Below are 14030 nucleotides of genomic sequence, written 5' to 3' on the forward strand. Positions count from 1 at the left end.
GCGCGCCCGGACACACCGCCGCAGGCGAGTTCCGAGGCCACCTGCGGTATGCCAAGATGGCCGTTGAAAACAATTCGATAGACGCGATTCACGGAAGGATTCCCCAGTTTTCGAGCGGCGCGGATTCTCGAAGCGGGGCGTCACACAAGCGTCACAGCGGTCAAGGAGCGACAGGGGGCTCCGCGGACATGCGACACACACAGCCAAGGACCCGCCTGCGGGTGTTGGGCGGTTGGCATTGGGAAGTCGACGGCGTGCCGGCGTCCGGCCCGTCGTATCGCAAGGGCCGGGGTCTGCTGGCCTATCTGGCGCTGGAGGAAGGCTGGCACGCGCGCGAGAAGCTCGGCGAGCTGTTCGCCGTCGGCTCGACCGGCTACCTGCGCCAGCTCGTTTCCAACCTGCGCGCCAGCCTGGAGCAGGCCGGCCTCGCCGCCTGCCTCGTCGCTGAGCGCAATCTGCTGCGCCTGGAGCCGGCCGGCGGACTGTGGATCGACGCGCATGCCTTTCTCGCCGCGGCCGATGAGCGGTTCGCGCCGCTCGGCGCCACCGACGATGCCGCGACGGCACGCCTGGAACAGGGCGCCGCACTGTATTGCGGCGAATTCCTGCATGGCCTGTCGCTGCCCGATTGCCCCGAGTTCGAAGCATGGCTGGAAGTACGCCGCCAGCACATGCTGCAGCAGGCGCTCGCGCTGCTCGACGGCCTGCGCCTGCGCGACGAAACGGCCGGCCTGCTCGACCGCGCGCTGGCTCACGCCCGGCGCATCCTCGAACTGGACCCCTGGAACGAAGCCGCGCATCGCCACGCGATGCGGCTGCTTGCACAAAGCGGACGCAGTGCCGCTGCGCTGGCGCACTACGAGACCTGCCGCTGGACGCTGCAGCGCGAACTGGGCCTGGCACCGGAAGCCGAAACGCAGCGCCTGCATGCGCTGATCCGCGACGGCGAACTCGTCGCAGTCGCGGCGCCAGCGCCCGAGGCACCGGTCAAGGCGATGGCCGAACGCCGCCTGGTCACGGTGCTGTGCTGCGAACTGGAGGTCACCGCCGAAGACGATGTCGATGCCATCGCCGAGTACCTGGCGCAGCCGCGCCTGCGCTGCCAGGCACTGCTGGCCTCCGCCTCGGGACATCGCGTGCTGCTGCACGGCAACCGGCTGCTGGCCTACTTCGGCGTGCCGCTGGCGCGCGAGAACGCTGCGCGGCAGGCCGTGCACACCGCGCTGGCGCTGTGCCGCCAGTGCGAGAGCCCGGTCGCCGCGCGGATCGGCATCCACACCGGCATCGTCATCACGCACGCGCAGTCCGACGAACCGGACGCCGCCGGCGTCGCCACCAGTCACGCGATACGGCTGACCGGGCGCGCCGCACCCGGCGCGGTCGTGGTCAGCGAAGCCACCCAGCATCTGGTGCGCGGCTATGTCCATCTGCAACCGCTGGATGGTCCAGGCGACGCGGACGGCAAAGCTGTGGCGGCGTTCCGCGTCGAAGGCGAGACCGGTGCCGACAACCGCCTGGATTCGGCCGCCAGCCTCAGCCCGCTGGTGGGACGCGAGCAGGCGCTGGAGCACCTGCTGGCTTGCTGGCGCGAAGCCGAGCGCGGCGGTCGCGCCAGTGTGCTGATCCGCGGCGACGCGGGCATCGGCAAGTCGCGTCTGGTGCGCAGCCTGCGCGAACGCCTGGGCAATGCCGCGCCCGCGGCCTTCGAGTTGCGCTGTCTGCCGGAGTTCTGCGACACGCCCTTCCATCCGCTGCGCGTGCTGTTCGGCGCGCTCGCCGGCTTCGCCGCGGACGACGATGCGCCGCGGCGGCAGGCGAAGCTGGCGGCGTTCCTCGGCGCGCATGCCACGGCATCGCGCGAGGCACTCGCGCTGCTGGGCGATCTGCTGCACGTCAGCGACGCCGACGCGTCGCGCGCGCCGTTGTCGAGTCTGTCACGGCAGCGCGAGAAGACCATGCGCCTGCTGCTCGATCTGCTGGACGGCCTCGCCCGTGGCGGACCGGTGCTGCTGATCGTCGAAGACCTGCACTGGGGCGATCCGTCCACACTCGATGTGCTGAGCGCGCATGTCACATCGCGTTCCGCGACGCCCATGCTGACCCTGCTCACCAGCCGGCCCGACGCCGCCTGGCCGCACGCGCAGGCGACCCTGGAACTGCCGCCGCTGTCGGACGCCGAAGCGCTGGCGCTGGCGCGACAGCTCGGGCACGCGTTGCCGCCGGACGTGCTCCGGCAGGTCGTCGCGTGGTCCGACGGCATCCCGCTCTACCTCGAAGAGATGGCGCGCATGAGCGCGCATGCCGCGACGTTCGCGCGCGATCCCGAAGCCTCGCTCAGCCTGCAGGAACTGCTGGCCGCGCGCCTGGACAGCAAAGGGCACGCCGCCAAGGCAACCGCGCAGCTCGCCGCCGCATTGGGCAGGGATTTCAGTCTCGCCCTGCTGCAAGCGGTGTCGCCGCTCGATGCGGCAGCGTTGCGCGCCGCCCTGGGCGCCTTGCGGGAGGGCGGCCTGGTGCTCGCCGCCGGCGACGCCTATCAGTTCAAGCATGCGCTGATCCAGGACGCGGCCTATCGCTCGCTGACCCGCGGCGGACGCGCAGCGAACCATCGGCGCATCGCGCAGGCGTTGCAGGCGGATTTCCGCGCGCTGGCGGAAAGTCAGCCCGAGATCCTCGCGCGTCATCTCGCGCTGGCCGGCCAAGCCGGCGCGGCGATCGCGCGCTGGCTCGAAGCCGGCCGGCGCGCCGCCTCGCGCTCCGCCGACCGCGAAGCCGTACGTCACTTCGAGGCCGGCCTTGCGCTGTTGCCGCAACTGGCCGATGAGCGCGAACGAGGGCGGCTCGAACTCGCCTTGCAGATGAGCCTCGGCAGCGCGCACGTCGCCGTGCAGGGCTACGGTTCGCCGGGGGCCAGACAGGCGTTTCTGCGCGCGGTCGCGCTGAGCCGCGACGTCGATGGCGATGCGACATCCTTTCCGCTGCTCTACGGACTCTGGCAGGGCGGCTTCACCGAACGCGTCACCGCCGCACCGCTGGAACTGGTCGAACGGCTGGCGCACATCGCGCGCGCCTCCGGCGACCCCTCGCACCAGCTGGTGGTGGACTACGCCTACGGCAACAACCTGTTCTGGCTGGGTCGTCACGCTGACGCCGCGCGGCATCTCGAACGCGCACTCGCAGCGCCGGACACGGTGCGGGCCGAGCAGCTGGTGTCCCGCTACGGCGAGGACAGCCGCAACCTCAGCCGCTGTTTCCTGGCCTGGGTACGGTGTTTTCAGGGCCGCGCGGATGAGGCGCGCCGGCACATGGCGCAGGCGCTGGACGAGGCGCGACGGCTGGGTCACTCGCATTCGCTCGCGTTTGCGCTCACCTTCGCCGCTCAGCTGCAACGCCATCTCGGCGACGCGACGCAGACCGAGCGGCTATCGCTCGAACTCGCCCGGCTGTCCGAGGAACACGCGATGTCGCTGTGGTCCGCGGTCGCGGCCGGCACGCTGGGCTGGTCGCGCGCGATGCGCGGCGACGAGGCCGCGCTGGACGTCATCCGCGCGAGCATCGACGCCGCACTGGTCGCCATGCCGCTGGCCGTGGTCACGTTCCGCTCCTTCCTCACCGACGCGCTGCTTCGCCTGGAGCGCCATGACGAAGCGCTGGCTTGCCTCGCCGACACCATCGAGCGCGCCGAAGCCTACGAAGACCGCTACATGCTGCCCGACTTCCTGCGCCAGCAGGCCGCGTGCCTGGCCGCGCTCGGACCGTCGCGCCACGACGATGCGTTGGCGCTGCTGTTGCGCGCGCTGACGCTCGCGCAACAGCAGGGCGCGGCGATGGCCGAGCTGCGCGCGGCCAGCGAGCTGTTTCTGCTCCTCGGCGGCGAGCAAGCGCTTGCATGGCTGCGCCAGGCCTACGGACGCTGCCAGCAGGATGCCGACGCGCCCGATCTCCTGCGCGCCGCCGGCCTGCTGGCGCTCGCCGCGCGGCAGGAAGCCCGGCAGGAGACGTGCGGCGCTTCCGCGTGAAGGGCATGCGGCCAGTGCGACTGGCGTCGTACCATCCGCGGTCATGAGTCCCATCGCCCGCGCCCAACGCCTTGCCCGCCGTCTGCTGCCTCGCCGCCGCGTATCGGCCGTCGTGGAATCCCTGCCGTCCTTCGCCGTGCCGGCCGCCGCCGTCGAGGTGCTCGACGGTCCGGTGGCGTTCCGTCACACCCTGCTCGACCTCATCGCCCACGCACAGCGCCGCATCGTGATCTGCGCGCTTTATCTGCAGGACGACGACGCCGGCCGCGAAGTGCTCGAGGCGCTGTATGCCGCGCGCGACCGCGCGCCGTCGCTGCGAATCGAAGTCTACGTGGACTGGCATCGCGCACGGCGCGGGCTGATCGGCAAGGGCTACAGCGAAGGCAACGCGGCGATGTACCGCGCCTACGCCGAGCGCCTGGGCCCGGGCGTGACGATCCGTGGCGTGCCGGTGCAGAGTCGCGAACTGTTCGGCGTGCTGCACCTGAAGGGCTTCGTGATCGACGATACGGTGCTCTACAGCGGCGCCAGCCTCAACGACGTCTACCTCGCGCGGCATGGCCGCTACCGCCTCGACCGCTATCACCGGATCGAGGACGCGGCGCTGGCCGACAGCATGGCCGGCTTCGTCCAGGAGCATCTCGGCACCAGCACCGCGGTGCGCCGCCTGGACCAGCCGGCACCGCCGACGCGCGAACTGCTGGCGGACATCCGCCAGCTGCGCCAGCAATTGCAGACGGCGCAGTACCGCGTTCCCTCGATGCTGCTCACGCCGGATCGCGTCGCGGTGACGCCGCTGGCGGGCTTCGGGCGCACCGACAATCGCCTCAACGACACCTTGCTGGAGCTGCTGCACGGCGCGCGCGAGCGGGTCGTCCTGCTCACGCCCTATTTCAATCTGCCCAGGCCGGTGCGTGCCGTGCTGGGGCAACTGCTGCGTCGCGGCGTCGCCATCGACATCATGGTGGGCGACAAGGAAGCCAACGACTTCTACATCCCGCCGGATCAGCCGTTCCGCAAGATCGGCCTGCTGCCTTATCTCTACGAAGCCAACCTGCGCCGCTTCGCGCGCATGCACCAGGAGCACATGGCGCGCGGCCAGCTCAACCTGTGGCTATGGCGCCATGGCGACAACAGCTATCACCTGAAGGGCATCTTCGTCGACGACGACATCGCCGTGCTCACCGGCAACAACCTCAATCCGCGCGCGTGGGCACTCGATCTGGAGAACGGCCTGCTGCTGCGCGATCCGCAGCGGCTGCTGACGGCGCGGCTGCGCGCCGAATGGGATGCCCTGCGCGCGCATGCCACGCGGCTGGGCGACTACCACGCCCTGCAGCCGGCCAGGCACTACCCCGACGACGTGCGCCGCCTGCTGCGGCGGCTCAGCCGGGTGCGCATGGATCGCCTGCTCAATCGGCTGCTGTAGCGGCCGCTTCGGCCGGCGCCGGCCGCCGCACGCTCAAGGCCGTACCCGCCGAGGCGACGATGATGGCGCCGATCGCCAGCCACTGCAGCGCGCTCAGCCGTTCGCCCAGCAACAGCACGCCGGCCATCGCGGCCACCGCCGGCTCCAGGCTCAGCAAGGTGCTGAAGGTGCGCGCGGGCAGGCGCGTCATCGAGATCATCTCCAGCGAGTACGGCAGCGCCGAGCTGAGCAATGCCACGCCCAGCGCATACGGCAGCAACGTCGGCGACAGCAGCGCGCTGCCGGCATGCGCGACGCCGAACGGGATGGCCACCAGCGCGCCGATCGTGGTGCCGAGCGTCACCGCATCCTTGCCATAGGCCGCGCCGGTGCGCTGGCCCAGGATGATGTACAGCGCCCAGCCCACGCCGGCGGCCAGCGCGTAGGCCACGCCCACCGGATCGAGCGACTGCGCCTGGCCATGCAGCGGCAGCAGTACGGCCAGGCCGCCGATCACCAGGGCGATCCATACGAAATCGATGAGGCGACGCGAGCTGAACATGGCCAGCGCCAGCGGACCGGTGAATTCCAGCGCCACGGCGATGCCCAGCGGGATCGTGCGCAGCGACAGGTAGAACACCAGGTTCATCGCGCCCATCGACAAGCCGTAGCCCCACAGCGCGCGCCAGTCGCCTGATCGATCCATGCGGCGCCAGGGTCGCCGCCACAGCAGCAGGAACAATGCGCTCAACCCCAGTCGATACGCGGTGGCGCCTTGCGCGCCGACCTGCGGAAACAGGTGCTTGGCCAGCGACGCGCCGCACTGGTACGACACCATGGCGATGAGCAGAACCCCGATCGCGAGCGCGATCTGGGCATTGGAACGGGAAGGCATGGGGGCGGCCGTGGCGAGGCGGTGCGCACATGATGCCAGGAGGGCGGAAGAAGCGGTGGCACCGGGGAAAGGCCTGCTGACAGCCGATGGCAGCAGGGATCGCCTGGGTGCTCGAGGCCGTTTTTTTGCCGTGACTACCCCAGGGCGCGGCTCACATCGCCCTGCCAAAGAAACGGCCGGGCTCTGGGGGAAGCCCGGCCAAACATGCCATTCGAAGGGAGGTTCGCCGGCGCTGCATCGAAACGCCGGCCGTTGTCGAATGGCACGACCATTGGCGGTGCTGCCCCACGCCGCACCGCCGCTCGGCTAACTCAGAACCACACGCCCACCTGCACGCCGAAGGTGCGCGGCGGCAGGTACTGCGATACGTACACGAACTGGTTGTTCGGCAGCGCGAAACGGCCGGCACTGGTGCGCACGCGCCCGTCGGTGACGTTCTGCACGTACGCCGCCGCCCACCAGCGATCCTGCGGTTCGGTGTAGCGCAGGGCCAGGTCGCCGCGGAAATACGCCTTCTGCTTGTCGCCGTCGCCCAGGTTGAACGTGCTCAGCCACTGGTCGCTCTGATACTGCCCGCTGAAGCGCGGCGTCAGGCGGCCGCCATTGCCGAGATGGAAGTCGTGCTCGTAGATCGCGGTGAGCGAGACATTCGGCGCGTGTGGAAGATCGTTGCCTGAGATATCCGTGCAGGCGGAGATGCCCGACTGCGGCGCACACGGCGGCAGGCCCTGGTAATCATTGCTGCCGGCGTAGAGCAGGGTGCCGAGTTCCTTCTTCGGAATCAGCGACAGCACCAGGTTGGCGCGATCGTCCTTCTCCTGGTACGCCAGTTCCGATTCCAGGCCGATCACCTTGGTGCTGCCCTTGACGTTGTTGAAGCCCAGGCCGCGGTTGCCGTCCGGGTAGGTGATCGGCGCGGACAGCTGGAAGTCCTTGAAGTCCTCGTAGTACGCCGCCGTGTTCCAGGTCAGCTTGCCGTCGAGGAAGACGAACTTGGTGCCGATCTCGTAGTTGGTCAGCTTCTCCGGCTTGTACAGCGTGCCGGCATCCTGCGTGCCGCCGGACTTGTAGCCGGTGGAGATGCTGCCGTAGAGCAGCCCGTTGGCGCCGATGTCGGTGTCGATGCGGGCCAGCCAGGTCACGCGGTCGTCGCTGTATTTGGCATCGTTGCGCGTGGAGATGTTGAAGCCGGTGGCCGGGCTCGGATAGGTGCTGGGCGCGATCGGCAGCTGCGGCACGGTCGGATCGTAGGCCCAGCCCCAGCCGCGGCCGCCGATGTTCTTCTTCACGTCATCGGACCAGCGCAGGCCGCCGGTGAGGCGCCAGTGCTCGGACATGTGCCAGGTGGCCTGGCCGAACGCGGCGGTGGATTTCACCGTCTCCTTCGGCTGGATGAAGGAGCCCTGCCACGAGACCGATTCGGACCCCATCGTGCCGTTCATGATCGGGATGTCGAAGCGGATGTTGTTGTCTTCGTAGCCGTAGTACGCGCCGACGATCCAGTCCACGGTCTGCTCGCCGGCCGAGCGCAGGTCGAACTCGTGGCTGTAGCTCTTGTAGTTGGAGGAATTGGTGCGGTCGTTCTGCGACTGTGCGCCGGTGGCGAAACTGGTCGGCACCTGCACGCCGACATCCTGGTCGAACTGGCTCCTGCCGGAGAACTTGTTGTAGCCGGCGATGTAGCTGAACTGCATGCCGTCGTTGATGTTCCAGTCGATGCGGCTGCGCACCGTGCCGGAGTTGCGGTGCAGGTACGGCGCGGTGTCGATCAGCGCCGACCAGAAATCCTGTCCCTGGCGCGGCTGCTGCATCAGGCTCATGCCGGGTGTGCCGCGGTCGATGAAGTACTCGTACGAGAGGTTCCACTTGAACGCATCATTCGGCTGCCACAGCGCGCTGACGCGCGCGGCGGTCTGGTCCTGCGCGTTGTATTTGTCGCCGCCTTGCACGAACAGGCCAGGATCGATCGGGCGGAACTTCGCCGGATTGCCGCCGCTGGCCAGATACGCCGCCTGCTGCTGCGCAACGCTCGGCAGCTGGCCGGCGGGACTCTGGTAATCGACATAGCCGTCGTGCTGCACATGCGCCACCGCCACGCGCAGGGCGAAGGTGCTGCTCACCGGCAGGTTCACCGCCGCGCGCTCGCTCAGCAGGCTGTAGTTGCCAGCTTCGACCTGCGCGTTGCCGTAGAAGCCGGCGTTGATGTCCGGCTTGGCGGTCTGGAAGCTGATCGCGCCCGCGGTGGAGTTGCGGCCCCACAGCGTGCCCTGCGGGCCGCGCAGTACTTCCACGCTGTCCATGTCCAGCAGCAGGCCGGCAGCCGCCTCGGCGCGCGGCGAGTACACGCCGTCGACGAAGGTCGCCACTTCCGGATCGGCGTACTCGGTCTTGGCACTGTCGTTGCCGATGCCGCGCATGGTCAGGGTGACCACGCCATGGTCGCCCTGCGAGGTGCCTTGCAGGCCCGGCACCAGCTTGGTGAGGTCCTGCACGGTCATCACGCGTTCCTTGTCGAGCAGGTCGGGCGTGATCGCGCTGACGGCGACAGGTGTCTTCTGCAAGGGCGTTTCGCGTTTGGTCGCGCTCACTTCGATCGCGTCCAGCTGCTTGATCTTCTTTTCCGGCGGCGCGGTCTGCGCGGGCGCGTTCTGCGCCGGTGCATCCTGCGGGTCCGCCGCGAGCGCCGCGCCAGGAGCAAGCGCGAGTGCCAGGGCGACGTGCATGGCCGAGTAGCGCAACTTCATGAAAAAGCCTCCCCTCGATTCGTCCGTAGTTGGGGCGCCGCCATCCCCCGACGGTGGCGCGTGGTTATCGACCGCGAAATGACAGCGCTGTCATTTCGGAATGATAGTCCGGTCTTTCCGTGGAAGCTTGACGCGTGGCAGCACGCGTGAAATTCGCGTCAAACCGTTGGTACGACTGGGTTTCCAGACGCCGGCGCCGCCCGAAGGCGGCGCCTATGCTGCGCAGCGGCCAGACGGCCGCGGCGTTATTTCGGACAAGACACGATTTGATCGGCATCCGTGCCCAGCACGACGCGCGATACCACCAGCGCGGCGTGTGCGTTGGCGCCCAGGACGAAGGGCCGTTCGATGCGATGCATGTCGGCGCCGGCGGCACGGAAGCATTTGAGCGGTACGCCGACGCGCGCCCAGTGGCCCGCGCCGATCGCGCCCAGCGTCTGCGTCAGCGGTACGCGGCCCAGGCAACCCTGGCCGCAACCCATGCCCATCCAGGCAGCGCCGGCGGTATCCACGCGCAAGGTGGCCACCAGCAGCACGTCGGCATTGGTCTGGCGATCGAGGTCCATCGGCGCGCCGGACTGGATCGCCGCGATCGCATCGTTCTTGCTCCAGTCGAAACGCCGCGCGTCTTCCTGCGCCTTGTAATCCAGCGCACTCATGCGCAGGCCGCCATCGGCGGTGGCCGCCGGCACCACGTCGCCCGACACCACGGCGCCGTCCGCGCCGGCGAGGCTGAGACGATAGCCGTGCACCGCCTTGCCGCGTTCCAGGTAATTGCCGATCGGAATCTGCTCGCCGCTGATGCCCGAGGCTTCCGGCAACTTGGGTGTCGCCGCATGGTCGGCATAGGTCAGGCCATAGCCGAGCGGGAATTGCGCGCCGTCCGCCTGCACGCCGCTGCGCGGCCACGCATAGGCGAGCTTGCCGTGGAAGTCGTGCGCCACGCGGCCCTCGCGCGTACGCAGCAGCACGTCGGCCACGCCACCGCCTTCGCTGCCCGGCAGCCACGCGGCGACGAAGGCGTCGGCGGCATTGATCTCGCGATTGACCCACAGCGGCCGGCCGCTGAGGAATACCGCGACCACCGGAATGCCGTCGCCATGCAGGCGGCGCAGCAGCTCCAGGTCGTGCTCGTCGCCAGGCCGGTACAGCAGGTTGGGCAGATCGCCCTGGAATTCGGCGTAGGGATCTTCACCGAACACCACCACGGCAACATCGGGTTTCGCGACATAGCGTCCGTCGGCGGCGATCTCCACCCGGCCGCCGGCGGCCTTCACCTGCTCGGCGATGCCGGCGCCGATCGATTGCGCGCCGGGAAAATCCTTGTTCGCCAGCCCGGTGCCCTGCCAGGTCAGCGTCCATCCGCCGCTCTGGCGCGAGATGTTGTCCGCCGCATCGCCGGCGACGAGGATGCGCTTGCGCGGATCGAGCGGCAGCAGCCCCCGCTCGTTCTTCAGCAGCACCATCGACTCGCGCACCGCCTGCCGCGCCAGCGCGCGATGCGCGGGGCTGCCGACGATGTCGCCTGACCGCTTCGCCAGGGGCTGCTGCGACGGCAGCCCCACCTCGAACACGCCGAGGCGGAACTTCACGCGCAGGATGCGCGCTACGGCGTCGTCCACGCGCGCCATGGGAATCGCGCCGGACTTCACTTCGGCCAGCGTGTGTTCGTACAGGCCGCGCCAGCTGTCGGGCGCCATCAACATGTCCATGCCGGCGTTGAATGAGGCCTGGCAATCCTCGTTGCTGCAGCCGGGCACCTGGCCGTGGCCGTTCCAGTCGCCGACCACGAAACCCTGGAAATCCATGCGGCCCTTGAGCACGCCGGTGAGCAGCGCCCGGTTGCCATGCATCTTCTGGCCGTTCCAGCTGGAGAACGAGGCCATCACGGTCTGCACGCCCGCATCGATCGCCGGCGGATAGCCCGCGGCGTGCACCGTGCGCAGCTGTTCTTCGCTGATCTGCGCGTCGCCCTGATCCTTGCCGTCCTTGGTGCCGCCGTCGGCGAGGAAGTGCTTGGCCGAGGCGATCACGTGCGCGCTGTCGAGAAACGCCGGCGTGCCGACCTTGCCCTGCAAACCCTCGATCATCGCCTTCGCGTACTGCGCGACGATGCGCGGATCCTGCGAATAGCCCTCGTACGCGCGGCCCCAGCGCAGATCCTGCGGTACCGCCAGGGTGGGCGCGAAGGTCCAGTCGATGCCGGTGGCGCGTACTTCGGCGGCGGTCGCTTCGCCGATCCGGCGGATCAGTTCCGGATCGCGCGCGTTGCCCAGCGCCGAGTTTTGCGGAAACAGCGTGGCGCCCACGGTGTTGTTGTGTCCGTGCACCGCGTCGATGCCGAACAGCAGCGGGATCGCCTGGTGGCCGCCGCTCGTATCCATCGCCGCGCGATGGAAGGCATCGGCCAGCGCTTTCCATTGCTCCGCCGTGGCGGTCAGGCGCGCATCCGGCTTGGAATTGCCGCCGGCGAGGACCGAGCCGAGCCGGTACTTGCGCACATCCTCCGGCGTCACGCTGAGGATGTCGGCCTGGATCAGCTGGCCCACCTTTTCCTCCACGCTCATCTTCGCCAGCAACGCCGCGACGCGCTGTTCGAGCGCGGCATCATGCGGCAGCGGCCATGTCGCGGCGGGCCAGCGTTCGGGGTGGACGGCCGTCTCGGCGGCCGGAACGGTGGCGAGCGGCAGCAGGGCCATGGCCGCGGCCAGTGCGAGCGGTGCAATACGCAAACGACGAACGGACGCCAGCACGTCTTTCTCCCTTGTCAGATGATCGCTGCCCAAGGCTCCCCCCCGGAGCCGGCTCAGGCGATGGAGCCTGCCAGAAATGACAGCGCTGTCAATCAGCGATGCAGCATGCCCGCTCTTGCTCTCCCCGCCTGCTTCCCGGAGGGGGAGAAGGAACTCATTTTTCGCGCGGCGCCTTCCCCGTCGACTCGCGCATCTGCAGCGCATACGGCACCTGCAGCAGCAGCCCCGTGCCCCGTCCGCGCAGCTTGTCCATCAGCTGCAAGGTGGCGATCTTGCCCATCTCGCGGCTGGGCTGGCGCACCGTGGTCAACTGTGGCCATAGCTGGGTGGCCAGCGGCGTGTCGTCGAAACCGCAGACCGACAGATCACGCGGCACCTTGAGGCCACGTTCATTGGCCGCCCACATCACGCCGGCGGCCATGTCGTCGTTGGCGGCGAAGATCGCGGTGGGACGCCTGGGCAGCTCGAACAGCTCGCGCGCGGCAATCACGCCGGAGCCGAACGTGAAGGCGCCTTGCACGACATAGTCCGGATCGAGCGGCAGCCCCGCCGCGGCGAGCGCGTCCTTGTAACCCTGCAGGCGCCAGCGGCTGGCGCCATGGTTGGCGATGCCGACGATATGCGCGATGCGCCGGTGCCCCAGCTCGGCCAGCTGCTGCACCAGGGCCTTGGCCGCCTGCTGCTCGTCCATGCATACGCCGATCGTCTGTTCGCGACGCAGCGGCGAGATGCTTGCATAGGGCACGCCCAGTTCGCCGAGCCGGCGCAGCAGCGCGGCATGATCGGTGAGCGGTGGCGTGAGGATCACGCCATCGATATGGTGATCGGCCACCAGCGCGTCCACGCGGCGCAGGAAATCCTTCCCGCGCAGACGCAGCGGGCACACCATCATGCTGTAACGATTGGCGTCGCAGGCATCGAGCACGCCATCCTGGATTTCCGCCAGATAGGTCGACGCCGGGTTGTCGTTGTTGTCGTAGAGCATCGCGACCAGGAACGAACGGCTGCCGGCCAGCCCGCGCGCGGCGGGGCTGGGGCGATAATTCATCGATTCCATCGCGGCGAGGACTTTCTTGCGCGTCGATTCCTTGACCGACGGCTCTTCGTTCAACACACGGGACACCGTCTTGGGCGACACGCCCGTCGCGCGCGCTACGTCTTCCAGGCGGACCCGCATGCATGCTCCCAACGTCACCAGCCGGCCAGGACTATGCCTGTCGCGCCGGACGCTTTACAAGGCAGGCGGGTACGGCTACAGAACCATGCCGCGTCCCGCCAGTCCAACCGCCACCGCCAGCGAAGCCGCGCGAAAACTTGCGCGCGCCTTGCGCCCCACGGATCGCCCGACATGAATTCCACCAAAGCGCTCGACCTCGATGCGGTGAAGGCCTTCGTGCTCACCGCCGACCTGCAGAGCTTCACGCGCGCGGCGCAGACGCTCGCCACCACGCAATCGGCGATCAGCCTGAAGCTGCGGCGCCTGGAAGACCAGCTCGGCCGGCGCCTGCTGGAGCGCACGCCGCGGCAGGTGCGCCTGTCGGCGGAGGGCGCGCTGTTTCTCGAGGCGGCGCGCGCACTGGTCGGCGCGCACGAGCGCGCGGTGGCGTCGTTCCAGGCCGAGCGGCGCCGGCTCACGGTCGGCATCAGTCAGCTGATCGTCGGCAGCGAGCTGCCCGGCCTGCTGCGCCACATGCACGAGCACGATCCGCAGCTGTTGCTGGAGTTGCGCGTGGGCGGCTCGCGCGAACTGATGCAGGCCTACGAGGAAGGCGCGCTCGATGCGGTGCTGGTGCTGCAGCCGGAAAGCCGGCGCCAGGAAGGCGAGACGCTCTACGCCGAGCAATTCGCCTGGATCGCGCTGCCGCAGTGGCGTCTGCATCCCGGCGAGCCGCTGCCGCTGTCGACCCAGGGCGAATCCTGCAGTATCCGCGCGGCCGCGGTGCGCGCGCTCGACCAGGCCGGCATCGCGTGGACGGAAGTGTTCATCGGCAAGGGCGCCGCGGTGGTTGGCGCGGCCGCCGCCGCGGGCCTGGCCGTGGCCGTGCTCGCCCGGCGCGCGGCGCCGGGCGGCACGGTGGACGTGGGACCGGCGCTGGCGCTGCCGCCGCTGCCGCGCCAGGACGTGGTGCTGTACACGGCGCTCAACGACCCCCGTTCGCGCCAAGCCCTGCATACGCTGGCCGACGCGTTCAAGCGAACGGCCGCTTAGCC

Annotated in this window: 7 protein-coding genes; 3 read left to right on the forward strand and 4 right to left on the reverse strand. The window is 69.2% G+C overall.

The window, feature by feature from the left end:
- The first annotated feature begins 221 nt into the window (after window positions 1-221).
- Together ACNR9O_RS19975 and pssA are read left to right on the forward strand one after the other, a co-directional pair.
- Window positions 222-4019, forward strand: coding sequence for an AAA family ATPase (locus ACNR9O_RS19975; RefSeq protein WP_473685519.1), 3798 nt, complete (start codon window positions 222-224; stop codon window positions 4017-4019).
- Between the two features lie 43 nt (window positions 4020-4062).
- Window positions 4063-5448: a CDP-diacylglycerol--serine O-phosphatidyltransferase gene (pssA, locus tag ACNR9O_RS19980; protein WP_473685517.1), complete on the forward strand. Its 1386-nt coding sequence runs from the start codon at window positions 4063-4065 to the stop codon at window positions 5446-5448.
- On the opposite strand, the gene ACNR9O_RS19985 is transcribed toward pssA, so the two are convergent.
- The 4 genes from ACNR9O_RS19985 to ACNR9O_RS20000 form a co-directional block, all read right to left on the reverse strand.
- Entirely contained in the window at window positions 5432-6322 is an 891-nt protein-coding gene (locus ACNR9O_RS19985; protein WP_473685515.1) for an EamA family transporter, read from the reverse strand. The genes pssA and ACNR9O_RS19985 overlap by 17 nt on opposite strands.
- A 311-nt stretch (window positions 6323-6633) precedes the next feature.
- Window positions 6634-9066: a TonB-dependent receptor gene (locus tag ACNR9O_RS19990; protein WP_473685513.1), complete on the reverse strand. Its 2433-nt coding sequence runs from the start codon at window positions 9064-9066 to the stop codon at window positions 6634-6636.
- A gap of 245 nt (window positions 9067-9311) precedes the next feature.
- On the reverse strand, window positions 9312-11765 hold the full coding sequence (locus ACNR9O_RS19995; protein ID WP_473700820.1) for a glycoside hydrolase family 3 protein: 2454 nt from the start codon (window positions 11763-11765) through the stop codon (window positions 9312-9314).
- A gap of 208 nt (window positions 11766-11973) precedes the next feature.
- Window positions 11974-12996, reverse strand: a complete 1023-nt coding sequence (locus tag ACNR9O_RS20000) for a LacI family DNA-binding transcriptional regulator (RefSeq protein ID WP_473685509.1) — start codon at window positions 12994-12996, stop codon at window positions 11974-11976.
- 171 nt (window positions 12997-13167) lie between these two features.
- Between ACNR9O_RS20000 and ACNR9O_RS20005 the strand changes: the two genes are divergently transcribed.
- Complete coding sequence (locus tag ACNR9O_RS20005) at window positions 13168-14028, forward strand: LysR family transcriptional regulator (RefSeq protein WP_473685507.1); 861 nt, start codon at window positions 13168-13170, stop codon at window positions 14026-14028.
- Window positions 14029-14030 lie beyond the last annotated feature (2 nt).

Source organism: Dyella sp. CR10 (genome assembly GCF_055814425.1).